Here is a 24,745-nt window from a genome sequence, read left to right on the forward strand (position 1 = left end):
GGCCGGCGGTTGCGCGGGGCCGGGCGGGCGTGCGGGGCCGGGCGGGCGTGCGGGGCCGGGCGGGCGTGCGGGGCCGTTCTCGGGCCCCTCACATCGGGCCCGGGAACGGCCCCGCCACGGCTTCGACGGCTTCGGGGTCCGACATCCGTCTCTCCCCCCGCTCCTCGGCCGGAAGCTACGGGACAGCCCTTAGCCCTCCGCCACCGGCAGCATCAGTCCCCAGGCCCCCGCCCGTACCGTCCACGTCCGCGTCCGCACCGGGCCGCCGACCTGTATGTCCGCCCGGTAGTGGAAGTCCGCGCCCGAGACCGTGACGGCCTTCGCCTCCGTCGTCACCGGATCGGCCGCGGGCGGGCGGATCACCACCTCCGCGAGACCCCCGTCGCCGCCCTGCGAGGTGACCGTCACCGATTCGACCGGGCGGTCCAGGTCGTTCAGCAGGACCCCGTCGGCCTCGACCCGCAGGCGGTGCGTGGGCGGCGGGGCGGCGGGTGTCTGCGGGGTGGGGCGTACCAGGGTGCGGACCAGGTTGCGGCAGGTGTCCCAGACCGCCGTGACCCCCGTGTGCGCGACCGACGCGCCCGGCAGCGCGCTCTGCGCCGGGATGTGCAGCGCGCCCAGGACCACGCCGTCGCTGTCGTCCACCAGCAGGTCGAGCTTGCGCGCGGCGCCGTCCAGCGCGGTGCGCGCCGCCGCCACCGCGCCCAGGGGCACGCCGAGCGAATGGGCCAGTTCCAGCGCGGCCGCGCTGCCGACCGGGATCAGCGAGAGCACGCTCCCGTCCGGCTCCCGCTCCCGGTGCAGCTGGGCCACCGCCCGCCGCAGCGCGCGGTCGTCGCCGACCACCACCGGCCGCCTCCCGCCCCGGCGGGACAGGGCCCTGGCGAATTCCTCGGGCCCGTCGGGCAGGCAGATCTTGGCGTGCGAACCGGCGCTCAGGACATCCTTCGCGATACGCACGGACTCGCCGTCGGTCCGGCGGGCGACCGGGTCGATGACCACCAGCAGCTGGTGCGCATCGTCGCCGGGGGGCTGGGCAGCCGACACCTCGGTCCTTCCTCGGGTAGCATCTTGGTGCAAGAGCCCCTTGCGCTATTGCGCCAGGGGCTTCGTCTATTCCGGGGCACCCGGTTCGACGGTTCAGGCCTTGTCGTACATCGTCGTACGGCATGTACGACGTTTACGTACGCCCCCTGACCTTGGACATGCCCCGCCCGGAAGGGGTGTACGCCTGTGCCCGCACTTGTGCTGCTCGGTGCTCAGTGGGGTGACGAGGGCAAGGGAAAGGCCACCGACCTCCTCGGTGGATCCGTGGACTATGTGGTGCGCTACCAAGGCGGCAACAACGCCGGCCATACGGTGGTCGTAGGTGACCAGAAGTACGCACTGCATCTCCTCCCCTCCGGAATCCTTTCGCCGGGTTGTACCCCGGTCATCGGAAACGGTGTCGTCGTCGACCCGGCCGTCCTGCTCTCCGAGCTGAGTGGGCTGAACGACCGCGGCGTGGACACGTCCAAGCTGCTGATCAGCGGCAATGCCCATTTGATCACCCCGTACAACGTCACGATCGACAAGGTGACGGAACGGTTCCTCGGGAAGCGCAAGATCGGCACGACCGGTCGCGGCATCGGCCCGACGTACGCCGACAAGATCAACCGGGTGGGCATCCGCGTCCAGGACCTGTACGACGAGTCGATCCTGGAGCAGAAGGTCGACGCGGCCCTGGAGCAGAAGAACCAGCTCCTGGCCAAGGTCTTCAACCGCCGTGCCATCGAGTCCGGCAAGATCGTCGAGGAGATGCTCCAGTACGCGGAGCAGATCAAGCCCTACGTCGCCGACACGACGCTGGTCCTGAACGACGCCATCGACGCGGGCAAGGTCGTCCTCTTCGAGGGCGGTCAGGGCACGCTGCTCGACGTCGACCACGGCACGTACCCCTTCGTCACCTCGTCGAACCCGACCGCGGGCGGCGCCTGCACCGGTGCCGGCGTGGGTCCGACGAAGATCAGCCGGGTCATCGGCATCCTCAAGGCGTACACCACCCGCGTCGGCGCCGGCCCGTTCCCGACGGAGCTGCTCGACGAGGACGGCGAGGCGCTGCGCCGGATCGGTGGCGAGCGCGGTGTCACCACCGGCCGCGACCGTCGCTGCGGCTGGTTCGACGCGGTCATCGCGCGGTACGCGACCCGGGTCAACGGTCTCACCGACTTCTTCCTCACCAAGCTGGACGTGCTGACCGGCTGGGAGCAGATCCCGGTGTGCGTGGCGTACGAGATCGACGGCAAGCGCGTCGAGGAACTCCCGTACAGCCAGACCGACTTCCACCACGCGAAGCCGATCTACGAGATGCTGCCGGGCTGGTCCGAGGACATCACCAAGGCCAAGACCTTCGGTGACCTGCCGAAGAACGCGCAGGCGTACGTGAAGGCGCTGGAGGAGATGTCCGGCGCCCCGATCTCCGCGATCGGTGTCGGCCCCGGCCGCACCGAGACCATCGAGATCAACTCCTTCCTCTAGGAGCGGCGAACGCTGAGCGGCGGACGCCGAGCGGCGGACACCAGGAGGGCCGGGACGACGAGTCCCGGCCCTCCCGCGTCCCCGGCCTTTCCGCGTCCCGGCTCTCCCGCATGCCGCCGCTCCGTTCACTCCTCGCCGCAGATCCGCAGCCCCTCCGGCGTCGCGCACGGCAGATGGCCGTGGGCGCGGATCACGTCCTGGCCGTTGCCCCGGGTGAGGTAGCCGAGGAAGCCCGCGGCCAGTGAGCCGGTGGGCGGGCGGCCGTAGGTGTAGGCGTACTCGACCTCCCGGTACGGGTACGCGCTGGAGCCGATCGTCTCGACGGACGGGGTGGCCGAGTCGATGGCGATCTGGTGGGCCCCTCGCAGCGGTGTGCCCTGGCGCAGTTCGCTGTAGCCGATCGCGCCGTCGCGCCGGCCGACCATGGCCAGGACCTGTTCGGTGGAGTCCAGTTCGCAGCGGACCACCCGGGCCCCCGTGTCGTCCTTGGTGGTGCAGTCGCGGGAGGACTGGGCCGGTTCGTTGGAACCGAGCACGCGGCGCTGGAAGACCTCGCGGGTGCCGGAGTTGGCGTCCCGGCTGACCAGGAGGACGGGCAGGTCGGGGCCGCCGAGCTCCTTCCAGTTGTGGACCTCGCCCCGGTAGATCCGCCGGATGTCGGCGAGGCTCAGGTTCTTCAGCCGCACCCGGTCGTTGACGACGAGGCGGAAGAGCGAGACGGCGACCCGGTTCTCGCGCAGCTGCGGGAAGCCGTCCGGCCTGGGGCCGTCGGAGAAGGCGATCACGGCGGGCGCGCCGGACCTCCCGGCCTCGGCGCCCCGGTCGGCGAGGTCCCGTATCCCGGCGTTGCTGCCGTGCACGTCCACGCGGATGAGGGAGCCCTCGCACTCCTTCTCGTACTTCTTCTTCAGGTCGAGCAGGGCCGGCCGGAACGCCGTGGACCCGGTCAGGGTCAGGGTGCCGCGGCGGCAGCCCATCGGGGGCGGGGTGTCGTCGCGCACCAGGATGATCGAGGCCAGCGTGACGACGCAGACGGTCAGCGCGACGGTGATCAGCCGGGCGGCCCGGCCGAACAGCGGGGGCTTGTCGTCGGGCCTCAGCGCCTGGTTCGGGCTGACCTCGCCGTCCCGGATGCCGCCGATGATGCGGACGCGGCTGCCCACGGCCGCCCCGGTCAGCAGCACCAGCAGCTTGAAGTGCTCGCCCCGGTTGAGCGGTACGCGCGGCAGCCGGATCAGTGAGCCGCTCTGGCGCAGCCCGGCCGCCGGGGTGAAGTGCTCCATCAGATGGTCGGCGCCGGGCGAATGCGTGACCGCGACGCCGCGGACCGTCCGGTCGGTGAACTCGGCGGTCAGTCCGTGCAGTTCACGTCCGGTGTAGTCGTTGTCGGCGATGGACTGCGAGCCGTCGTTCTCGATCCGGAGCAGTACGAGCGTGGCATCGGCCATGTCCGGTGTCTCGTTGAAGAGGCCGAGCCGCACATTGGCCCGCCCCTGGCTGACCTCGCTGCCGATCGGGGTGTCCATCTGGACGCGGTAGCCGATCCGCTTGCGGCGGGGCACCCGGCGTTCGTACCAGAGCACCCCGACGGAGGCCAGGACGCCCAGTACGGCGGTTGCCACGGCCACGATGTTCTCGGCGCTGAGCCACTCCATGGTCCTCGCACCCTCCCCAGGGCTCCGGTGGCCACCGTACGTACGGGGTACGGGAGTTGGGGGCAGCGGGAGGGTCCTGTCGGACGTTGTTCGCCCGCTGTTCGCCGATTGGTCCAGACCTTGACAGGTTCAGACCAGTGGGGCTTGAGTAGCGGGACATCCAGACGGCCCGCTGAGGTGTTCGGCGCGCCCTGCCGAAGGAGTGAGCAGCGCTGAAACGGATCAAGAGCCTTCTGATCGTGCTGAGTTCGGTCCTCGCGACGGCCGCCCTCGTTCCCGCCGCCTCCGCGACCTCCGCGTCCACCTCCATCACCGCCCCCGCCTCCGCGACCGCCGCCTCCACCTCCGCCGCCTCCGCCGAGCCGGTCGCGCGGTGCGCGCCCGTGTGGAGTTCGTCGACCGCCTACACCGCGGGCGGCACGGTCTCGCACCACGGCCGGAACTGGACGGCCAAGTGGTGGACGCAGAACGAGAATCCGGGCGCCACCGGAGCCTGGGCCGACCAGGGGGCCTGCACGGGCGGGGTCTCGGACTTCGTCGTCAGCGAGGCGCAGTTCGACGAGATCTTCCCGGACCGTAACCCCTTCTACACGTACCAGGGTCTGATCGACGCCCTGCACGCCTACCCGCGCTTCGCGAACACCGGAACGCCGACCACGCGCGCCCAGGAGGCCGCGGCCTTCCTCACCCACGCGGACTTCGAGTCGGTCGGGCTCCAGTACGTGAAGGAGATCAACGAGGACAACTACTGGCGCAAGTGCGACTACAGCCGGCCGTACGGATGCCCGGCGGGGCAGAAGGCGTACTACGGCCGGGGCCCGATCATGTTCAGCTGGAACTTCAACTACAAGGCCGCCGGTGACGCGCTCGGCCTCGATCTGCTGGGCAATCCCTGGCTCGTCGAGCAGGACCCGTCCATCGCCTGGCAGACCGCGCTCTGGTACTGGAACACCCAGAACGGCCCCGGCACGATGACCTCGCACGAGGCGATGGTCGGCGGCGCGGGCTTCGGCGAGACGATCCGTTCGCTCAACGGCGCCCTGGAGTGCGACGGCGGCAACCCCTCCTCGGTCGAGGTCCGGGTCGCCAAGTACGAGCGGATCACGTCCGTCCTCGGTACGGCGCCCGGTTCCGGGCTGACGTGCTGACGCGCTGACGTGCTGAGATCGAGTCATGCGATGTGCCGTCAGTGCGCCCCCGATGCACCCCCGAAGGGAGTGCCGTTCTGGTCTAGACCTTGACAGGTTCAGACCATTGCGGCTTGAGTGACGGGCAACCCCATGGCAACCCCCCATGGCGGCGCACCGTCCAGTCCGGTGCGCCGCGCCGAAGGAGTGATCGCATGATCAGGCGCTTCACGGGTCTGCTGGCCGCGCTGGCCGCGGTCGTCGCAACGGTCGTCTTTCTTCCGGTGGCCAACGCGGCCGGTGCGTCCGGTGCGGCGGCCGAGGCCGCCTGCGCGACCCCCTGGAACTCCTCGTCCGTGTACACCGGTGGCGGGACGGCCTCCTACAACGGACACAACTGGACCGCCAAGTGGTGGACCCAGAACGAGACCCCCGGCAGCTCCGACGTCTGGGCGGACCAGGGCAGTTGCGGCGGCGGCACGGACCCGGGCACCCCGTCCGGCTTCGTCGTCAGCGAGGCACAGTTCAACCAGATGTTCCCGAACCGGAATTCGTTCTACACGTACGAGGGGCTGACCGCGGCCCTGAGCGCCTACCCGGCCTTCGCGAACACCGGCAGCGACACCGTCAGGCGCCAGGAGGCGGCGGCGTTCCTCGCCAACGTCAGCCACGAGACGGGCGGCCTGGTGTACGTGGTCGAGCAGAACACGTCCAACTACCCCCACTACTGCGACAGCACCCAGCCCTACGGCTGCCCGGCCGGTCAGGCCGCGTACTACGGCCGCGGTCCGATCCAGCTCAGCTGGAACTTCAACTACAAGGCCGCCGGTGACGCGCTCGGCATCGACCTGCTGGCCAACCCGTACCTGGTCGAGCAGAACGCCTCGGTCGCCTGGCAGACCGGCCTCTGGTACTGGAACACCCAGAACGGCCCCGGCACCATGACCGCCCACAACGCCATGGTGAACGGCGCCGGGTTCGGCGAGACCATCCGGTCCATCAACGGCACCCTGGAGTGCAACGGCGGCAACCCCGCCCAGGTCCAGAGCCGTATCGACCGCTACAAGGCATTCGTGCAGATCCTCGGCACCACCCCCGGCTCCAACCTGAGCTGCTGACCCGAGGCTCCTGTTCTCCCCCACCCGACGGGGGCGTGCCCGGCTCCGGCCGGACACGCCCCCGTTCCGGTTCAGCGGGCGGCGCCGGCCTCCGCGAGGTCCAGGGCCCGGAAGGCGAGCCACAGGTCGTAACGGGCACTGGGCGGCTGGAGCAGTGAACGGCCGAGCACCGATTCGAGCCGGGTGAGGCGCTTGCGGACGCCCGGCACCGAAATGCCCAGCACCGCGGCAGTGCCGGTGAGTTGGGCCTCGCACTCCAGCCAGGCGCGGAGGGTCTCCCACGGGTCGGCGGAGCTTCGCGAGGTGCTTGGCCCGGTGAGCGGGCGCAGCTGCTGGGCCGCCCATTCCCGTACGGCCACCACGCCCAGGATGTCGTCCAGGCCCAGCGGCGGGCGGGCCGCGCGCTCGTCCCGGCGGGCCCTGCCGGGCGCGGTGGGGGTGGCGCGGATGCGCAGGGCCAGATCGAGGGCGGCCTGGTCGCCGACCCGGTTCAGGTCCAGGCCGAGCAGTTCGCCGATCAGCCGGAGCCGGGCGGCCAGGGTGTTGCGGTGGATCTTCAGATGCTGGGTCGCGTGCGAGGAGAACGCCAGCCAGGAGGCGAGCGTCGCCGCGAGTTCCTGGCTGCCCGGGTCCTGGCTGCGCCGGGGCAGGTACGTGAGCAACGGGTGCAGCAGCTCGTCGGCCCACCGCGCCCCGGCCGCCCCGGCGGCCACGGCCGGATCCGGCGCCGAACCGAAGCAGGCGTGCCGGGCGGACAGCCCGCGGGCCACCGCCAGCGCGTGGAACGCCTGGCGGTAACCGGTCGCCGTGTCCGCCAGCGGTACGTCCTCGCTCACCCCCGCGACGCACTCGGTGACCGCCTCGGCGACCCGGATGCCGAGGCGCTGTTCGGTCGTGCCCGCGTCGGCCGGCACGACGAGGATCAGATGGCGGACGTAGACCGGACACCGGACGATCCAGGACCGCCCGCCGGAGAGCTCCGTGCAGATCCGCGCCACCTCGTCCCGGCGGCCGGGCGGGCACTCCACGACGTACACCCGGACGGGGTCGGGCAGGTTGGGCTTCAGCGCGCCCGCCACCTGGTGCGCGATGGACAGCTGACCCGTCATGAGCAGATGCAGCACCGCTTCCCGGCTGCGGGACTCCGCGAGGTCGACGCGGCGCCGCTTGCGCTCCACCGCCTCCGCCGCCCAGCACATGGCGAGCGGCATCGCCACGTCGGCGAGCAGGATGGCGAGCCCGTCCGGCAGCGGGCGCGGCGCGACCACGGCCAGAATGGGGGCGGCGGCGTCCGGCGGGCCGTCCAGCGGGAACAGCAGCGCGGTGTGCGCCCCGCGGTCGAAGGAGAAGGAGCGGGCGTCGAGACCGGGCAGCTTCCTCGCGTACTCGCGTGCCAGCGCGGCCGCCTTCACGCCCGTCCCGTCCGGGCTCCGGGTCACGCCATGCAGTACGGTGCCGTCCCCGTCGAGGAGTCCGGCCCAGCCCGCCGCCCGGCCGGACACCCAGTGCAGGAGCTCTTGGGATCCGCCCGACCGGGCCAGCCGGTACATCCGCAGTACGTCATCGGCCCGTTCCCGCGCGCGCACAAGTCCTCCATTCCTGCCCAAAACCGGAATGAAGGCTACCGGTTTGATTGTGCGGACTGATACCTGACACGGCCCACACAGTGCTGATTGAAGCTTTCAGGTACGTACCCGAGGACCTAGAGTCCGAACACGGTTGCGGCACCCTTGGGGGAGGGGTACGGGGGCGACAGCAGCGGCTCACGGGGGTGGCCGCTGTCGCGTCGGCCGCAACCGTTCTTCTTCTTCCGTTGTCAGTGACGGCTCCGTCCATTGTCAGTGGCGGCCCCTAGGGTCGGCTCACGATCACGTCCGCGATCGAAGCCGACCGGGAGAGGCCGCCGCCATGGAGTTCCGCATCGACCGCAGCGCACTGACCGATGCCGTGGCCTGGGCAGCCCGGGTGCTGCCCACGCGCTCGCCCGTTCCCGTGCTGGGCGGCCTGCTGCTGGAGGCGGCCGACGGCCGGCTGAGCGTCTCGGGGCTGGACTACGAGGCGTCCGCCCGCATCGAGGTGGCGGCGGAGACCGTACGGGCCGGGAAGGCGCTGGTCATGGGCCGGCGGCTGCTCGATGTCTGCAAGGTGCTGCCCGAGAAGGTGGTGGAGTGCTCGGTCGAGGGTTCTCGGTTCTCGCTGGTGAGTGACGGTGCCCGGTTCGGCCTTTCGGTGCTGCCTTTCGACGACTACCCGGCGCTGCCGTCGCTGCCGGAGGTGCTCGGTGCGGTGGACGCCGAGGAGTTCGCGGCGGCCGTCGCCCATGTGACGGTGGCAGCGGGCCGGGACGACACGCTGCCGACGCTGACCGGCATCCGGTTGGCGCTGGACGGCGACACGATGACCCTGGCCGCCACGGACCGCTACCGGTTCGCGGTGCGCACGCTCTCCTGGAAGCCCGGCCGGGACGGTGTCTCGGCCGATGTCGTGGTCTCCGCGCGCAGGCTCACCGAGATCGCCCGCTCCTTCGGCCGGGGCGGCATGGTCAGCCTGGCCCTGGACGGCGGTTCGGCCGGGTTCGAGCTGGCCGGGATGCGTACGACGGTGCGTCTGCTCGACGGCCGGCTCCCGCGCCACGACAAGCTGTTCGCGATGGCCGGCGCGGTCACGGCCGAGACGGACCGGGTGCCCCTGGTCGAGGCGGTCAAGCGGGTCGCCGTGGTCGCGGAGGGCGGCAGCCCGCTCCACCTCGTCTTCTCCGAGGGCTCGGTGCTGCTCCAGGCGGGATACGAGGACGATGTCGCCTCCCAGAGCCTGCCCGCCGTGCTGGAGGGAGCCGAGGACCTGACGGTCGCCTTCAATCCCGGGTATCTGATGGACGCGCTGGGCTCGTTCGGAACGCCCGTGATCAGGTTCGAGCTGATGGGCCCGGGGCAGCGGGCGATGGTGACCGGCCGTCCGGCTGCCGGGGACACGCAGCCGGACGGTGGCCGCCCCGCTCACCAGCACCTTCTGATGTCGGCGAAGCCGCTGGTGTAGAGCGGGGCGGGATCGGGGCGCCGGGCGGCTACTTCGTGAAGATGAAGTACTGCCAGGCGCCGTGCGTGGTCGAGTTCACCGTGTCGCCCGAGGTGCCGTTGACGTACGAGGCACGGACACGCATCCGGTAGCCCGTTTCATGGGTGCCGTTCAGCGTCACGACGGTCTTCCCGTTGGTGCCGAGCTTGAAGTACTGCGAGCCCGCGTCGTACCACCTGCCCTGGTAGTACAGCTGCAGGGACAGCTTGTGCGCGCGGTTCTTGTAGTACGTCATCGTCGTCGTGAAGACGGGGTCGGTCTTCTTGTGGAAGTACCGGTACGACGTCGTGCCGATCTTCGCCGTCTTGTACTGCTTCGAGATGGAGGTGGAGACCTTCACCTTGGCGTACGCGGTCGACGCGACCTTCTTCGAGGTGTACCGGCCGTCGCCCTTGAAGACCGCGGTGACGGTGGTGTCCCGGGTCATGTCGACCGTGGTCGACAGGTTGCCCTTGGAGTTGACCTTGCCGGTCTTCACCAGCTTGTTCGGCTTGTCCGACCCGAACGGGTCCACCCACAGCTCGACGGTGCGGTTCTTGTACGTCGTGCCGAGGTGCGCCGTGAACGTCACGTCGGCGCCGTACGAGTACAGCGCCTTGTTGTGGTTCAGGGTCAGCGAGGTGACCGTCCGGGGCACGGCGACCTTGTCGGAGCCGGAGGCCGCGGAGTGGGTGGCGTCGCCCGCGTACGAGACCTTGTACGTGACCTGGCCACCGGCGGTCGGGGTGTCGGTGAAGGAGAAGCTGCCGTCGGACTTCAGCGCCACCGAGGGCAGCGCCTTGCCCTGGGGCGACTCGATGTCCGTACGCGTCACGGTGACCCTGGCGCCCGCCGGGAACGCGCCGTCGGACTTCACCCGGCCGGTGACGGTGAGCTTCTTGCCGAGCGCGGACTTCGCCGGGGCGTCGACCGTGACGGTGCTCGCGGACTTCACGGCGTCGGTGAGCACCCGCAGCGAACGGACGCCCGCGCTGTTCACGGTGACCGCGAACAGCCGGCTGGTGTCCGGCGCCCAGGCCAGTCCGGCCGGAGTCAGGAGGTCCGAACCGCTGCTGGTCCCGGTGTTGGGGAAGTCGTACGTCCGGATCGGCTTGGTGGTGTCCTGCTTGTATACGTACACGTCCGGCTCGTAGGAGCCGTCGATGCCCGCGGCGACCGTCCCGTCCGGGGCGATGTCCACGGCGTTCGGGTACGCGTCGGACGGGTACGTGGTCCCGGGCGTCAGGTCCGAGGTCCGGTACGCCTGGTGGTGGTACGGGTACCCGCTGGCCACCACGACCTGCTGTCCGTCCGGGCTCAGCGCCAGGTCGCGCAGGTTGCCCCCGTCGGTGCGCACCTGCGCGGTCCGGGTGGCCGTCCCCGAGGCGACGTCGTACACGGCCAGCTGCGAGGGGCTCTGGCCCTCGATCCCGGCGGCCAGCGTGCCCGGCGCACCGGGCGTGGACGCCAGGGTCGGGGCCGCGTACCAGGTGCGGTCCGGGTCCTGGTCCAGGGCGACGACCGGCTCGGCGCCGGACAGGTCGAGCGACCCGATGTTGCCCTCGGCCGCCGCCCCGTAGCCGAACCAGAGCTTGCCGCCCGCCAGTGCCGGGTGCTTCGGGTCGGTGCCCTCGCCGGTCGCGTACCGGGCGGACTCCGTGAGCCCGGCCGTGTCGATGGTGACGATCGCGTCGGCGCCCGGCACTGCCGCGTACAACGTGCCGGAGTCGGCGGAGAGTTCGAGGCCGGTCACGCCCGGCAGAGAGGAGATGGTGCCGACGACCGCGCCGTTGTAGTCGGTGACGAGCACCTTGCCGCCGGTCGGGTCACTGATGAAGACCCGCTGATGCACACCGTCCGCGACGATGTCGCCGACCGACGCGGCGGGAATGACCTTGGTGGAGTCGGCAGCGGCCGGATTCGCCGCACCGCCGATCAGGACTACGGAACTGAAGAGAACCGCGAGCGAGGTCGCGGTCGAGATTCTGCGCGTGCGCAAAATTGTTTACCCCCACGGTAAGAGAGGGCCGTGGCACCCGAGATGAGAGGGGTGCGGCCCACGAACGCAGGGTATGCCACGGCGTCCACAACTCCCACACATTTGTGGGGCCGGGGTGGGACGCCTTCTCCCGGCCCCGCGAAACGTCAGTCCGCCCAGGTGAGGAACGTCGCCCAGGCACCGGGAGCGACTGCGAAGGTGGGCCCGTCGGGCACCTTGGAGTCCCGGATGTGGACGGAGTGGGGGCAGGTGGCGACTTCGATGCAGTCACCGCCGTTGGCCGCGCTGTACGAGGACTTGTGCCAGTCGAAGGCCACTTCGATGCAGTTGCCGCCGCCGCTGTCGCTGTAGCTGGACTTGAACCACCTAAGGGTGTTGCTCATTCCTCGTCTCCTGCCAACCGCTTGATGAGGCCCAGCGATTCACGAGGGCCCAGGGCCTGTGAGCGGATCTTCGCATACCGCTGGGCGCGCGTGCTCACCTCAGCGGGATCGCTGATCAGCAGGCTTTCGTCCTGAACCTCCAAGAAGAGCAGGCGTTCGTGATTCGGGGTCTCGATCAGGTTCATGTCGCCTCGGTCTCCAGCGTGCTCCCCGCTGAGTCCGCAGTCCAGCGGCAGCACCTGAAGCGTGACGTTGCGGCGTTGTGCGCATTTCGCGAGGTGTTGCATCTGGCCACGCATGATTTCCTCGCTGCCGATGGCCCGAGTCAGCACGGACTCCTCCAGGATCAGCTCGATCTGCGCCGTCGGCTCTCGGTCGAACAGTGCCCCGCGAGCGGTCCGCGCCTCGACCAGCTCCTCCACCCGCGAGTCGGACAGTGCGGGGTAGCCGCCTCCGATGAGTGCCCGCGCATACGCCTCCGCCTGGAAAAGCCCATGAACCACAAATGCGGAGTACAGCTCAAGCCTGACCGCGCTTTGTTCAAGTAGCGCGTAGTTCTTGAACTGCGGCGGATACGCCTCCATCCGCATGTACAGCCGCGCCCGCTCGAACACGCCCATGCCGTCCCCGAGCACTCGCTCCAGCCCCGCCAACATCTCGTCGCTCGCGGGCTGTGCACACGTCTCCATGGCGCTGATCGCCGCCGCCGAGAAGCCGATCTCTTTTCCGAGCTGTTCCTGAGTCAGCTTCCGCCGCATGCGGGCATTTTTTGCCACATCGGCCACCAACTTGGCCGTCGGACTCGCCGTTTCCTTGTTTTCCGCTCGCGCCATTGCGATCCCTTTTCGACTCAACCGGTCTCAACCGGTCACCACCCAGCCCCGCCGAACGCAACTGAGTTTCAGGGGAGTTCGCGCAGGTCAACGGGTGTGCGACGCCCCTCGTCAGTCACGTAAAACGGTAACCAACCAAGGTCAGACTGGTCCTGTGAATGCGTCGAAAAGTGAAATGAACCTCCAGTGGATTCCGTACTCCGGATTTCAACTGCGCAGAGCCGGCGTGCAATTCGACGCCGTACGCGTGGACGGCGACGAAGGGCGTCGGCTGGCCGGGTTGATGGAGGCGATCACGGGAGGTGAGCCCGGCCCCGTCGTCACCGAGGCGAACGGGCGGCGGGCGGTGTACTTCCTCGTCCCGGCGGGGAGCACGGAGGGCAAACCGTGGCCGGCAGGGGTGACCCGGCTCAACGGGGCGGCGGGCCGGATCAGTTATGTACCGATTCCCGCGCTGAGCGGCCGGACCTGGCCGCTGGCCTGGCACTTCCCGCCCACGGTGCCGGACCGGTTCGTCCACACGATGCTGCTGCTGCACGCCGCGACCGCCCTGCTCTGCTGACCGGGCGCGGGCAGCACGAAGCGGCCCGATCCCCGGCTGGCCCCGCGAACGGGACCCGGCCGGGCGTCGACCGCAACGGAAGGGCCGGTCAGAAGGTCGGGAAGCCGATGGGCGAGGAGCTCTGGCCCGGGATGTAGTCGAAGTTCGGCGTGAGCGTGCCGAGCAGGCTGCCGACGCGCGGACCCGGACGGCCCGTCACCTGGGCGAACAGCGCCGACGCCTCGGCGGTGATGCGGAACGGCACCTTCTCCAGGCGGAAGCCCGTGGGGCTCGGGCGGGCGCCGAGCAGGGCCTCGGCGGGGGTCGTGTCCGCGATCATCAGCTCGTCGGAGATCGGCACACCGTCCACCGCGACCCCGGCGGAGTAGCCCGGAGTCGGCATCACGCGGATGTACGTCGGCTTCAGCGTGATGGTCTTGTTCGAGGCGGCGTGGTGGAAGTTGAGACCACCGGGGTAGAAGATGCGGCCCTGGGAGTCGAGGCCGTCACCCGCCGTCGAGCCGATCGGCATGGAGAAGCCCCGGCCGTCCGCGTCCATCACGAACGGGCTGACGGCCTCCAGCGTGATGCCCTCGATCCGCATCCAGGACAGCAGCTCCGGGCTGAGCTCCACCTGGGCGTCTCCCCACGGGGAGATGTACACGCCGGGGAACGGGTCGGCGACCGCCGTACGGGGGGCGGGAGCGGAGTGCGAGTCGGCTGCTCCGGCCGATGCCAGGCCGAGCGGCATGGTGAGTGCGGCCACCGCGGCGAGGACGGTGAGACGGCGGATTACGCGCATGCTCATGGGGCCTTCCTGATCTGATGCTGCGTGGGGGAATTGCCGGACAGAGCTGCCCGGACGGCCCAACAGGTTGTATGGAAAGCGGAGTTGAGCGATTGACGTGGAAGCGTCGCGGTTCTCGGCCGCCTGCCGGGCATGTCCATCCATGCATACATGCGTGCTCGGTCAAACGGTCCTTAGACCGCCCGGCGGAAAAGCTCCACGCGATTGGCGGCGATCGGCGCGCTGAGTTCGTGCCTTGATCAACAGCGCACCAGTCTGGGCGGACTCCCCCATCGAGCACTGGAGCTCGTATGTCCGCAACTGCCCGACAGCCACGCCGTTTTCCATCCGGCCGCCTCGCCGCACTGACCGCCACCGCCGCCGCGCTGACCGCCGCGTCCCTGTGGGGACCGCTGACCGGAAACAGCGAGGCGGGCGGCCACGTCGACGCTCCGTCGTCGGTGCTGGACACGGCGGCGGACCTCACCGACGTGTACGCGTTCAGCAGCCCCGACAACCCCGACATGGTCACCCTCATCGCGAACGTCCGGCCGTTCGAGATGCCCGGGACCGCGCTGAACGCGCTGGTGGACTATCCGTTCGCGACGGGCGCGCGGTACGAGATCCACACGGACGCCGACGGTGACGGGGCGCCCGACACCACGTACCGCTGGACCTTCCGGGACGACGACCGCAGGCCCTTCGGGCTCGGGCCCAAGGTCGGTCCGGCGCCGGTGACTTCGCTGGACGACCGCTCGCTCGGGGTGCGTCAGAAGTACAACCTGGAGCGGGTCACGGCGGGCGGCGCCGCCCAGACGCTGCTGAGCGATGCGATCGCCTCGCCCACCAACACCGGCCGGTTCCTGATGCCGGACTACGGCAAGCTGCGCGCGCAGGCGATCCGCAAGCTGCCGGGCGGCGGGCAGACGCTCGCGAGCCAGGTCGCGGACTCGTTCAAGGCGGACACCCAGGTCTTCGGCCTGTACACGGTCGGGACGCGGGGACCCGTGCCCGGCTGGCTGCCGGACGCCCAGCCGCTGTCGGTGCTCAACGTGAACAGCCTGATCATCCAGGTGCCCAAGAGCGAGGTGGCGCTGAACGGCGATCCGGCGCGCAACCCGGTGATCGGGGTGTGGGCGAGCGTCTCCCGGCCGGGCGCGGACCTGGGCCGCAGCCTGGCGAAGCAAGCCCCGACGTTCCGCCAGGTCTCGCGGCAGGGCAACCCGCACCTGGCGTTCACCGTCTACGGCTCCACCGTCGGCCTCTCCAAGCCGGGCGGGCCCGAGGACCGCTTCCAGGCACGGGCGCCGAAGGACGACCACCTGGAGAACGAGTTCCTGGCCGACACCCTGGACCCCGTGCCGCCGCACCGCATCGAGGCGGCCCAGGGGTACCCGGCACCGGCCACTCCGCGCACCGACATCCAGGCCCTGTTCCTGAAGGGCATCGGCGCGGACAACGGCTCGAAGTTCGGCTTCGACCTGAACACCCACACCATGAACGCGGACGCCGACCCCGGCCGCATCGTGATGGCCGAGGAACTGCGGCTGAACCTGACGACGCCGATCACCGCCGCACCCCGCGCCATGGGCGTGCTCGACGGCGACCGGCAGGGCTTCCCGAACGGGCGCCGGCTCAACGACAACATCGACGGGCCGCTGCTGCGGATGCTGGAGGGCGAGCCCGCCCAGCCGTCACCGCCCGGACTGCTGCCGAAGCCGGTGGTCGCCCTGGAGGTCGCCGACGCGCAGAGCACGTTCCCGTATCTCAACCTTCCGCACGCGGGCCCGTGAGGCGTCCGATCTCCGTCGCGGGCGCGGCGGTGGCCGTCGCCGGGGCCGTGGCGGGACTGCTGTTCCTCGGCCCCGGCACGGAGAACGACCCGACGGCCACCGGCCCGCGGGCCGGTGCGGCGCCCGACGCCGTGGCCCTCGCGGTCGCCACGGCCCGCAAGCGCACGGAGCGCTACCCGGACGACCCGACGGTCTGGTCGGGCCTGGCACGGGCGGAGGTCGAACAGGCCCGCGTCACGCTCGACGCGGGCCGGCTCGACGCGGCCGACGAGGCCCTGCGCCGCTCACTGGCCCTCCAGCGCAAGGACAACTACGCCGCGGTGACGGGCCAGGGGCTGGTGGCCAACGCCCGCCACGAGTTCGCGGACGGCCGGAAGTTCGGGCTGAGCGCCACCCGGATGGCGCCGGACCGGGCTGACGGCTACGCGGTGCTGGCCGACGCGGAGATCCAGCTCGGCGACTACCCGGCGGCCAGGGCGGCCGTGCAGCGCCTGCTGGACATCGCTCCGGCGGGGGCCGCGTACAGCAGGGCGGCGTACGACCTGGAGACCAACGGCCGGCCGAAGGACGCCGCGATCGCGCTGGGAAGGGCGGTGGAAAGTGCGGCCACCGCCGACGAACGGGCCTTCGCGCAGGCCCGGTTGGGCGACCTGGCCTGGAACGAGGGCGCGGTGGACCGGGCCGAGTGGCACTTCCGGCGGGCGGTGGACGCCGTACCCGGGCATCCGTACGGGGAAGCCGGGCTGGCCAAGGTGCACGCGGTGCGCGGTGACACGGCGAAGGCCCTGGACAGGTACCGGCGGCTGGTGGCGCGGACGCCGTTGCCGCAGTTCCTGGCGGAGGCCGTGGAGCTGGGCGGGGGCGGGGAGCGGGTGCGGGGGGAGAAGGCGGCGCTGGACGCGCAGGTACGGCTGCTGCGCGCCTCCGGAGGGCCGGTCGACCCGCATCTCGCCCTGTACGTGGCCGACCACGGCGACCCGGACGTCGCGGTGGAGCTGATGCGCGGGGAGTGGAAGCGGTCCCGGAGCGTGATCGTGGCCGATGCGCTGGGCTGGGCGCTGCACCGCGCGGGGCACGACGCGGAGGCCGTCGGCTACGCCCGGCAGGCGGCGCGGACGGGGTGGGGCAACGCGCTGTTCCGGTACCACCGGGGTGCGATCGAGCACGCTCTCGGGCTGCCCGATGGCGACCGCCACCTGCGGGAGGCGCTCGCCCTGAACCCGAACTTCTCGCCGTACCACGCTCCGTTGGCCACCCGAATGCTGAAGCAGAAGAACCAGCAGAAGAACCGACAGAACTGAGTTCTTGCGTTGTTGTTGTTGATGATGACGAAGCGAATCGGTGGTGCGGTGGCTGTCGCGTCGCTCCTCTGCCTGACCACGGCACCGCCGGTGCACGCCCAACCGGCCCATCCGCTGGGCAACTTCAGCCTGAACCACTACGACGGGCTGCGGCTCGGGCCGGACGGGATCGCGGACACGGCCGTCGTCGACAGCGCGGAGATCCCCACCGCCCAGGACGAGGAGGCCACCGACCGGGACCGGGACGGGACGGTCTCGGCGGCGGAGGCCGCCGCCCGCGCGGCGGCCCGGTGCGCGGAACTGGCCGGGCGGACCCGGGCCTCGGTGGGCGGCGAGGCGCTCGACTGGCACGTCGGGCGGACCTCCCTGACGTACGGGAAAGGGGCGGCGGGCCTGCCCATCGCCCGGCTGACCTGCGCGCTGCGGGCGGACGCCGATCTGTCGGGGCCCGCCGACGTGACGTTCGCCTCGGGGGCGGAGGCGGCGCGGACGGGCTGGAAGGAGATCACCGCGGTCGGGAGCGGGGTGCGGCTGGTCGACTCCTCGGTGCCGGAGCGCAGTTCGAGCGATGCGCTGCGGAGCTATCCCGGGGGTGGTGAGGGCGGCGGGCGGTCGTCGGACGTGGTGGAGGCGCGGATCCGTACGGAGCCGGGTGCGGGAGGCGGTGCGGGTGCCGCCGGGTCCCGGCTGCCGGGTGCGGCCCCGGCCGTGGACCGGGGGGCGATTCTCTTCCCGGCGCTGGAGGACCGGCTCACCGGTATGACGTCGGGCCGGGACCTGACGGTGCCGGTGGGCCTGCTCGCGGTCCTGCTGACGATGCTCCTGGGCGCGGGGCACGCGGCGTTGCCGGGTCACGCGAAGCTTGCCGTCGCCGCCTGTCTGGCACGGAAGGAGGGCGGCGTGCGGGCCGCGTTCGCGGTCGGTGCGACGGTGACGGTGACCCACACGGCGGGCGTGCTGGCGGTGGGGCTGGCGCTGACGGCGGGGGGCGGCTTCCTGGGGGAGCGGCTGCTGGGGTGGCTGGGGGCGGTGAGCGGGGCGTTGATCGCGGTGCTGGGGACGGGACTCGCGGTGACGGCGGTACGCGCACTGCGGGCGGGGCGCCCGGCCGCGCACAGCCACGGGCACGGGCACGGACATGGGCACGGACATGGGCATGGGCACGGGCACAGCCATGCGCACGGGCATCACCACGATCACGATCACGGGCGCTCCCGTCGTACCGGGCTGCCCGCGCTGCTCGGGGTCGGGCTGGCGGGCGGGCTGGTGCCCAGCCCGTCCGCGCTGGTCGTCCTGCTGGGGGCCGTCGCGCTCAGCCGTACGTTCTTCGGTGTCCTGCTGGTCGTCGGCTACGGCGTCGGCATGGCGCTCACCCTCACCTCCGCCGGGGTGCTGCTGGCCGGCGGCAGCAACCGGCTCGCCGTCCTGGGCGAGCGGCGGCTGCCCGCCCTGCGGCGCTGCGCCCCGTACGGGAGCGTCCTGACCGCGCTGGCCGTCCTCGCGGTGGGAATCGGCCTCACGGTGCGCAGTCTGGGCTGATCGCCCGGTCCGGTCAGTCGTCCTTCGTGTACGTGAGCTGCTCGCCGTTGTCGTTGTTCTCGCGGCGCAGTGAACCGTCCGGGAGCAGGGTGAGCGTGGTGGCCTTGCCCGCCGTGCAGGACGTCATGGGCTCGCCCACCGTGACCGTGGAGGGTCCGACCTCGACGGGGCCGCCCGCGGACGGCTCCGTGGTCAGCTCGGCCTGGAAGACGCAGTGGTAGGTGCCGCCGGTGTCGAGCGGGCCGTCCGCGGTGAGGGTGAGGACGCTCTGCCCGACCGTGCCCTGCTGGATGACGAGCTTCCGGGTGGAGCGGCCGGCCGCGTTCTCGATGGAGCTCGACCAGGCGCCGAGGTAGCCGGACGGGATGGGGCCGTCGCTGTTCTTCGGGCTGTCGCTGGGGGAGGGGTCCGGCGAGGACGGGTCGTCGGTCGTGGGGGAGCCCGACGAGGTGCCCGTGGGGGACGCGGATCCGGTGGGGCCCGGGGTGGCTTCCACCGGCTTGCCGTTCATGAGCGCGTAGACGGACCCGCCCGCCCCTATCGCGACGAGCACGGCGACGGCGATGAGCGCGATGGTCGAGCCCCTCCGGCGGCGGGCCGGTTCGGGGGCGGGCTGCTGCGGGGCGGTGGGGTAGCCGAGGCCGGGGCCGTACGGGGGCGTGCTGCCGAAACCGGGCTGCGGGTGCTGGGGCTGGTGGTACTGCTGCTGTGGCGGGTATCCGTAGCCGGCGGGGGGCTGCTGGGGGCCGAAGCCCTGGCCGGGGTGCGGCGGGTATCCGTAGCCAGGCGTGGGCGCAGGCGCAGGCGTGGGGATGTGCACGGGTGTGGGCGGCGCGGGATCCGACGGTGTGGCGGCTGCCGCCGATGCAGCCGATGCCGCCGATGCCGCGGGCGTAGGGGTCGCCCGGGGCACCTGGGGTGCCGGGGGCACTGCCTCCGCCGGGCTCTCCTCCGGGTCCTCGGAGTCCAGCAACTCCACCGCGTGGCGGCCGAGTTGTGCTATCAGGGCGCCCGGGAGCCAGGGCTCCGCCGTGTCGTCGCCGGCCAGGCGCTCCAGGATCGCGTCCGTCGTCGGGCGGGCGGCCGGGTCCTTGTGCAGGCAGTCCCGGACCAGTTCGACGAGGTCCACCGGGACGCCGGTCAGGTCCGGTTCCTCCTGCGCGATCCGGAACATCTGCGCGTGCGGGTTGCTGTCGGACGGCCCGAACGGCAGCCGGCCCGTCGCGGCGTACGCCAGTACCGAGCCGAGACAGAACACGTCGCACGCCGGGGTGACCCGCTCGCCCCGCACCTGCTCCGGCGACATGAAACCGGGCGATCCGACCAGCGCCCCGGTACGGGTGACGGCGCCGTCGATGACGGTGTCGAGTGCGCGGGCTATGCCGAAATCGATGACGCGCGGCCCGTCGATCGTCAGCAGGATGTTGGACGGCTTGAGGTCGCGGTGGACGATCCCGGCGGCGTGGATGTCCTGGAGGGCGTGGGCGAGACCGGCCCCCAGGATGTGGACCGAACGTTCCGGCAGCGGACCGTACGCACCGGAGGCCGTCCCCTCGGGGGTGCGCGCACGGCCGGTGACGGTGGCGTGCAGGGAGGGGCCGGCGACGTAGCCGGTGGCGATCCAGGGCACGGCGGCCTCGGTGTCGGCGTCCAGCACGGGAGCGGTCCAGACGGAGCCCACCTGGCGGGCGGCCCGTACCTCGTGGCGGAAGCGGTCGCGGAACTCCTGCTCCTCGGCGAGTTCGCCCCGTACCAGCTTGATCGCTACGGTGCGGCCGCGGTCGGACCGGGCCAGATAGACCTGGCCCATGCCGCCGGCGCCGAGACGGCCCAGCAGCCGGTACGCGCCGATGGCACGCGGATCCTGTGGCGTCAGGCTCTGCATGGCGCTGAACGTCCTTCCCCCGGGTTCGAACTGAGCGATGCCTCGCGTGGCTCGCTCGATCATAGGGATCCACGCAGCGCGTGGCCGGGCCGGTTGCGATCCCCGGGCTCCCTCCCTTCCGCCTTCCGTCCGCCTCCGCTCCGCTCCGGCCCCGTACGGCGGCAACCCGACACCCTGCCCAGCGGAGCGCCCCACGCCATACAAGGTGGCCATGTCGGCGCGTTCCTGGCACCGCCTACGCTCGCCGCATGACCCCTCATGCCCCGCATGCACCGCATGTCGACCCCGCTGCCGGTGCGGCCGTGAAGGCCGCCGACCGCGCGCACGTGTTCCACTCCTGGTCCGCCCAGGGCCTGATCGACCCGCTCGCCGTCGCCGGCGCCGAGGGGGCGTACTTCTGGGACTACGACGGCAACCGCTACCTGGACTTCACCAGCGGTCTCGTCTACACCAACATCGGTTACCAGCACCCCACCGTCGTCGCCGCGATCCAGGAGCAGGCGGGCAAGCTCGCCACCTTCGCCCCCGCGTTCGCGATCGAGGCGCGCTCCGAGGCCGCACGCCTCATCGCCGAGCGCACCCCCGGCGACCTGGACAAGATCTTCTTCACCAACGGCGGTGCCGAGGCCGTCGAGAACGCCGTCCGGATGGCCCGGCTGCACACCGGCCGTTCGAAGGTGCTCTCCGCCTACCGCTCGTACCACGGCGCCACCTCCACCGCGATCAACCTGACCGGTGACCCGCGCCGCTGGCCGTCCGACAACGGCTCGGCGGGCGTCGTCCGCTTCTGGGCACCGTTCCTCTACCGCTCGCCGTTCCACGCCGAGACCGAGGCCGAGGAGTGCGCCCGCGCGCTCCAGCACCTGGAGGACACCCTCGCCTTCGAGGGCCCCGGCACCATCGCCGCGATCATCCTGGAGACGATCCCCGGCACCGCGGGCATCATGACGCCGCCGCCCGGCTACCTCGCCGGCGTCCGCGAGATCTGCGACCGGTACGGCATCGTCTTCATCCTCGACGAGGTCATGGCCGGTTTCGGCCGCACCGGCAAGTGGTTCGCCGCCGACCACTTCGACGTGGTGCCGGACCTGATGACCTTCGCCAAGGGCGTCAACTCCGGTTACGTGCCGCTCGGCGGCGTCGCGATCTCCGCCGAGATCGCCGCGACCTTCGAGACCCGCGCCTACCCGGGCGGACTCACGTACTCCGGTCACCCGCTGGCCTGCGCGGCCGCCGTCGCCACCATCCACGTGATGGAGGACGAGAAGGTCATCGAGAACGCCGCCCACATCGGCGAGACGGTCCTCGGCCCCGGCCTGCGCGAACTCGCCGAGCGCCACCCGTCGGTCGGCGAGGTCCGCGGCCTCGGCGCGTTCTGGGCGCTGGACCTGGTCCGCAACAAGGAGACCCGCGAGCCGCTGGTCCCGTACAACGCGGCGGGCGAGGCCAACGCGCCGATGGCGGCCTTCGGTGCCGCGGCCAAGAAGAACGGCCTGTGGCCCTTCATCAACATGAACCGCACGCACGCCGTCCCGGCCTGCAACATCACCGAGGCCGAGGCCAAGGAGGGCCTCGCGGCCCTCGACGCGGCGCTGTCGGTCGCGGACGAGCACACAGTGTGACCCGTGCCCGCGGGGCCGCCCGGTGCGCGCCCCGCGGTACGGCACCCCTCCCCTGCCCGGATCCGGGCACAGCGGCCCTGGCTTAAGGTGACCGGAAGCAAAGAACGGGGAGGGGCGCCATGTGCGCGAGCGGAGCTGTGACCCGCAGTACGCTGCGGCAGCAGATCGCGGACGCGCTGCGTGACGAAGTGCTCGCCGGGCGTCTGCAGCCGGGGCGGGAATTCACGGTCAAGCAGATCGCCGAGCAGTACGGCGTCTCGGCCACGCCGGTGCGCGAGGCGCTCTTCGACCTCTCCGCACAGGGGCTGCTGGAATCGGACCAGCACCGGGGCTTCCGGGTAAGGGAATTCACCGTCGCCGACTACCGGTCGCTGGTCGAGGCCCGCAGCCTGGTCATCGACGGAGTCATCCGCGCGGTCTTCTTCGGCCCCGGGCCCTCGCCCGCGCAGCTGGAGGGGTACCGGGACTGCCTGGTCTCCGTGCGCCGCAGGGCCCAGGAGGCGGCGCGGGCGGCGCTGGGCGGCGACCTCGACATCCTCATCGGCTACGACCTGCGGTTCTGGCGCGAGCTGGGCGTGCTGGTGGGCAACACCTACATCAACGACTTCCTGCACCGACTGCGCGTGCAGGCCTGGGTGTTCGCGGTGCCGTACCTGCGCCATGACGCGAGGGCCCGGGACTGGCTCTGGCACGGTCATCCGGACCTGGTCGCGGCGATCACCCTCGGCGAACACGACGCGGTGCGCGCGGTGATGGACGACTACAGCGCACACGCGCTGAACTGGGCGGACCGGCTGGCGGCCGGTGAGCTCGAACATCCGGGGCGCGGCGGGCCGGAGCCGGTCGCGGGTACGCCGGAGCCGTAGGGCCCGGTCCCCTTCGGCCATCGGTACTGGCCACTGTGCGCAACGCGCCCACCGCATTACGCTGTCCCGACCAACCCGAACGTTCCACACGTTCCCTGCGCACCCAAGGGGAGAGCGAGACTTCGTGGCCTGTGACCTGTGGCTGGTCCCCCTCGTCGATGTGCTGTGCCACAGCCCCGACAACCCGTTCGCCGAAGAGATAGCCGTCTACGACAAGGCGTTGGGCGAGGCCGGACTGCCGCCCATCCCCGTGTACGCCTACATGCCGGGCCTGACGGGCGACGTCGCCCCGGTCGCGGGCTTCGACTACGACGCCCTGCACTTCCTGCGCCGCGCCTTCCTGCTCCAGCTCAGCGGCCTCGCCGTCACACCGGTCGGCGAACTGGGCGGGGACTACGAGCAGTTGCTGGAGATGTTCGAGGCGTCGGCCCAGCAGTCCCACCTGGTCTGGCACTACGACCACGCGGGGGCGTACGTCCCGCTGGACTTCGCCGCCCCGCTCTCCAACGACGACCTGCTGGCGGGCGGCGGCCCGCTCGGCTCCTCGCACGGGCTGCTGCGGGAGCTCCAGTACGTCGCCCCGTCCATCGGCATCGACCCGGCGAACCCGCCCGCCGCCCCGCTGCCGCCCGCCGCGCCGACCTCCCTGGAGGAACCGGCGGCGCCGATCCCGTACGACAACAGCCCGTTCGCCCGCGAGCGGCACGTCTGGCTGGGCCTGCACGCGGCGGCCACCCGCAGCCTCGCCCAGGGCTCGATGATCATCTTCAGCTGAGGCCGGCCGGGCCCCCGGGGCGGCCCGGGGTCACCGCGAGGTCATCGCGGTGACTCCGGCGGGCGCTGACGCGGCATGTTCGGCCGGGTCATCGTCTGGAGCGGGAACCGCCCCGGCAGCACCCCCTGATCCGGACGCCCGCCGTTCCCCGAACCCGACGACAGCGCCTGCAGCCCCATCGGCGCGGGCCCGGCCCGGAACTCCACCATCCAGTCCGCGGTCTCGGTGCGCACCAGCTCCGTGACGTCCTCCGAGAACCGCCGCAGCACCCCCAGGCACCGTTCGGCCGCCTCGCTGGCCGTCCCCTCGGTCGGGCCGAGCACCTCCCGCACGCACTCCGACGCCCAGTCGAACTGCAGCACCTGGAGGCGCCGCTGCACGGCCTGGGCGGTGGCGAGATTCCTTATCCAGCCCGAGGTGAGGCCGAAGTACCGGTCGCACGCCATGCACGCGGCGCCCAGCAGCAGCGACAGATAGCCCCAGCCCGCCGCCCCGGGCAGCGCCCCGGTCAGATCGAGCAGCGGCAGCGCGGTGCCCGAGACCGTCCCGAGCGCGGTGCCGATCCGCAGCGCCCTGGCGCCGCGCCGCTTGCGCACCCGGTCGTTCAGGTACCAGTCGGCGGTGCGCAGCGCGTCGGCCTCCACCCAGCGGTACAACTCGTCGAGGCGGTCGGCGGGTTCGCCCCAGTCGCCGAGCGGGAACGGCGTACCGGTCAGATCCCGGCCCCGTGCGCGGGAGTCCGAGCCGGCCGGACCGGGCTCGTTGCGGGGCGGCCCTTCGGGCTGCTTCTCCGGCTGACTCACCGGGTACTCCTCTGCATTCTGCGTAGCGACGCCTGAAGTGGCGATGTGTTTCGAGACGGTGGGGTGCTCACTGCTCTCCGGCATGGCCGACAGTCCCGAAGGGGTAACTTTGCGTGACGATCGGTGTGCCTGGGTGTCCTGATGTGT

General features: G+C 71.4%; 20 protein-coding genes. 11 read left to right on the plus strand and 9 right to left on the minus strand.

Annotated features, from left to right (window positions below; all coding sequences use genetic code 11):
- Nucleotides 1-189 precede the first annotated feature (189 nt).
- Nucleotides 190-1,047, minus strand: a complete 858-nt coding sequence (locus ACFYY1_RS13650) for a diacylglycerol kinase (protein ID WP_388584299.1) — start codon at nucleotides 1,045-1,047, stop codon at nucleotides 190-192.
- Nucleotides 1,048-1,233: 186 nt separating this feature from the next.
- On the opposite strand from ACFYY1_RS13650, the gene ACFYY1_RS13655 reads away from it, so the two are divergent.
- Nucleotides 1,234-2,517 carry an adenylosuccinate synthase gene (locus ACFYY1_RS13655; RefSeq protein WP_388584302.1) on the plus strand — a complete coding sequence of 428 codons (1,284 nt, stop codon included), beginning with the start codon at nucleotides 1,234-1,236 and terminating at the stop codon, nucleotides 2,515-2,517.
- Between the two features lie 125 nt (nucleotides 2,518-2,642).
- On the opposite strand, the gene ACFYY1_RS13660 is transcribed toward ACFYY1_RS13655, so the two are convergent.
- On the minus strand, nucleotides 2,643-4,172 hold the full coding sequence (locus tag ACFYY1_RS13660) for a substrate-binding domain-containing protein (protein WP_388584304.1): 1,530 nt from the start codon (nucleotides 4,170-4,172) through the stop codon (nucleotides 2,643-2,645).
- 239 nt (nucleotides 4,173-4,411) lie between these two features.
- Between ACFYY1_RS13660 and ACFYY1_RS13665 the strand changes: the two genes are divergently transcribed.
- Both ACFYY1_RS13665 and ACFYY1_RS13670 read left to right on the plus strand, forming a co-directional pair.
- On the plus strand, nucleotides 4,412-5,320 hold the full coding sequence (locus ACFYY1_RS13665) for a glycoside hydrolase family 19 protein (protein ID WP_388584307.1): 909 nt from the start codon (nucleotides 4,412-4,414) through the stop codon (nucleotides 5,318-5,320).
- A gap of 194 nt (nucleotides 5,321-5,514) precedes the next feature.
- Nucleotides 5,515-6,417, plus strand: a complete 903-nt coding sequence (locus ACFYY1_RS13670; protein WP_388584310.1) for a glycoside hydrolase family 19 protein — start codon at nucleotides 5,515-5,517, stop codon at nucleotides 6,415-6,417.
- Between the two features lie 71 nt (nucleotides 6,418-6,488).
- Here the strand turns inward: ACFYY1_RS13670 and ACFYY1_RS13675 are convergent, their stop codons facing one another.
- Nucleotides 6,489-7,967, minus strand: a complete 1,479-nt coding sequence (locus tag ACFYY1_RS13675) for a helix-turn-helix domain-containing protein (RefSeq protein WP_388584712.1) — start codon at nucleotides 7,965-7,967, stop codon at nucleotides 6,489-6,491.
- Nucleotides 7,968-8,325: 358 nt separating this feature from the next.
- Here ACFYY1_RS13675 and dnaN point away from each other — a divergent pair, with 358 nt between their 5' ends.
- On the plus strand, nucleotides 8,326-9,453 hold the full coding sequence (dnaN, locus tag ACFYY1_RS13680) for a DNA polymerase III subunit beta (RefSeq protein ID WP_388584313.1): 1,128 nt from the start codon (nucleotides 8,326-8,328) through the stop codon (nucleotides 9,451-9,453).
- A 28-nt stretch (nucleotides 9,454-9,481) separates the two neighbouring features.
- Here the strand turns inward: dnaN and ACFYY1_RS13685 are convergent, their stop codons facing one another.
- The 3 genes from ACFYY1_RS13685 to ACFYY1_RS13695 form a co-directional block, all read right to left on the minus strand.
- The gene (locus ACFYY1_RS13685) at nucleotides 9,482-11,470 is read right to left on the minus strand and encodes an Ig-like domain repeat protein (RefSeq protein WP_388584315.1); all 1,989 of its coding nucleotides are present in this window, start codon (nucleotides 11,468-11,470) and stop codon (nucleotides 9,482-9,484) included.
- 146 nt (nucleotides 11,471-11,616) lie between these two features.
- Nucleotides 11,617-11,853: a DUF397 domain-containing protein gene (locus ACFYY1_RS13690; protein ID WP_388584318.1), complete on the minus strand. Its 237-nt coding sequence runs from the start codon at nucleotides 11,851-11,853 to the stop codon at nucleotides 11,617-11,619.
- Nucleotides 11,850-12,686, minus strand: coding sequence for a Scr1 family TA system antitoxin-like transcriptional regulator (locus tag ACFYY1_RS13695; RefSeq protein WP_388584320.1), 837 nt, complete (start codon nucleotides 12,684-12,686; stop codon nucleotides 11,850-11,852). Before ACFYY1_RS13695 ends, ACFYY1_RS13690 begins: the two co-directional genes overlap by 4 nt.
- A gap of 175 nt (nucleotides 12,687-12,861) precedes the next feature.
- Here ACFYY1_RS13695 and ACFYY1_RS13700 point away from each other — a divergent pair, with 175 nt between their 5' ends.
- Nucleotides 12,862-13,248 (plus strand): hypothetical protein, encoded by a 387-nt coding sequence (locus tag ACFYY1_RS13700; RefSeq protein WP_388584323.1) that lies wholly within the window; start codon nucleotides 12,862-12,864, stop codon nucleotides 13,246-13,248.
- An 88-nt stretch (nucleotides 13,249-13,336) separates the two neighbouring features.
- Here ACFYY1_RS13700 and ACFYY1_RS13705 read toward each other — a convergent pair whose 3' ends face one another.
- On the minus strand, nucleotides 13,337-14,035 hold the full coding sequence (locus tag ACFYY1_RS13705) for a hypothetical protein (RefSeq protein WP_388584326.1): 699 nt from the start codon (nucleotides 14,033-14,035) through the stop codon (nucleotides 13,337-13,339).
- Between the two features lie 290 nt (nucleotides 14,036-14,325).
- On the opposite strand from ACFYY1_RS13705, the gene ACFYY1_RS13710 reads away from it, so the two are divergent.
- Genes ACFYY1_RS13710 through ACFYY1_RS13720 form a run of 3 tightly spaced genes read left to right on the plus strand, consistent with a single transcriptional unit; the run spans nucleotide 14,326 to nucleotide 18,647 of the window.
- Nucleotides 14,326-15,807: a DUF4331 domain-containing protein gene (locus ACFYY1_RS13710; protein ID WP_388584328.1), complete on the plus strand. Its 1,482-nt coding sequence runs from the start codon at nucleotides 14,326-14,328 to the stop codon at nucleotides 15,805-15,807.
- Nucleotides 15,804-17,108: a tetratricopeptide repeat protein gene (locus ACFYY1_RS13715; protein ID WP_388584329.1), complete on the plus strand. Its 1,305-nt coding sequence runs from the start codon at nucleotides 15,804-15,806 to the stop codon at nucleotides 17,106-17,108. Before ACFYY1_RS13710 ends, ACFYY1_RS13715 begins: the two co-directional genes overlap by 4 nt.
- Before the next feature lie 21 nt (nucleotides 17,109-17,129).
- Nucleotides 17,130-18,647: a nickel transporter gene (locus tag ACFYY1_RS13720; RefSeq protein WP_388584332.1), complete on the plus strand. Its 1,518-nt coding sequence runs from the start codon at nucleotides 17,130-17,132 to the stop codon at nucleotides 18,645-18,647.
- Nucleotides 18,648-18,660: 13 nt separating this feature from the next.
- On the opposite strand, the gene ACFYY1_RS13725 is transcribed toward ACFYY1_RS13720, so the two are convergent.
- Nucleotides 18,661-20,532, minus strand: a complete 1,872-nt coding sequence (locus ACFYY1_RS13725) for a protein kinase (RefSeq protein ID WP_388584335.1) — start codon at nucleotides 20,530-20,532, stop codon at nucleotides 18,661-18,663.
- A gap of 248 nt (nucleotides 20,533-20,780) precedes the next feature.
- Here ACFYY1_RS13725 and ACFYY1_RS13730 point away from each other — a divergent pair, with 248 nt between their 5' ends.
- The 3 genes from ACFYY1_RS13730 to ACFYY1_RS13740 all read left to right on the plus strand — a co-directional run bounded on the left by ACFYY1_RS13730 (nucleotide 20,781) and on the right by ACFYY1_RS13740 (nucleotide 23,795).
- Complete coding sequence (locus ACFYY1_RS13730) at nucleotides 20,781-22,154, plus strand: aspartate aminotransferase family protein (RefSeq protein WP_388584338.1); 1,374 nt, start codon at nucleotides 20,781-20,783, stop codon at nucleotides 22,152-22,154.
- Between the two features lie 119 nt (nucleotides 22,155-22,273).
- Nucleotides 22,274-23,020 carry a GntR family transcriptional regulator gene (locus ACFYY1_RS13735; RefSeq protein WP_388584341.1) on the plus strand — a complete coding sequence of 249 codons (747 nt, stop codon included), beginning with the start codon at nucleotides 22,274-22,276 and terminating at the stop codon, nucleotides 23,018-23,020.
- 124 nt (nucleotides 23,021-23,144) lie between these two features.
- A complete protein-coding gene (locus ACFYY1_RS13740; protein ID WP_388584343.1) occupies nucleotides 23,145-23,795 on the plus strand; it encodes a hypothetical protein in 651 nt (216 codons plus the stop codon).
- Nucleotides 23,796-23,836: 41 nt separating this feature from the next.
- On the opposite strand, the gene ACFYY1_RS13745 is transcribed toward ACFYY1_RS13740, so the two are convergent.
- Nucleotides 23,837-24,598, minus strand: a complete 762-nt coding sequence (locus ACFYY1_RS13745) for an SLATT domain-containing protein (protein WP_388584346.1) — start codon at nucleotides 24,596-24,598, stop codon at nucleotides 23,837-23,839.
- Between the last annotated feature and the right edge of the window lie 147 nt (nucleotides 24,599-24,745).

The organism is Streptomyces sp. NPDC001890 (genome assembly GCF_042891445.1).
Lineage (GTDB): Bacteria > Actinomycetota > Actinomycetes > Streptomycetales > Streptomycetaceae > Streptomyces.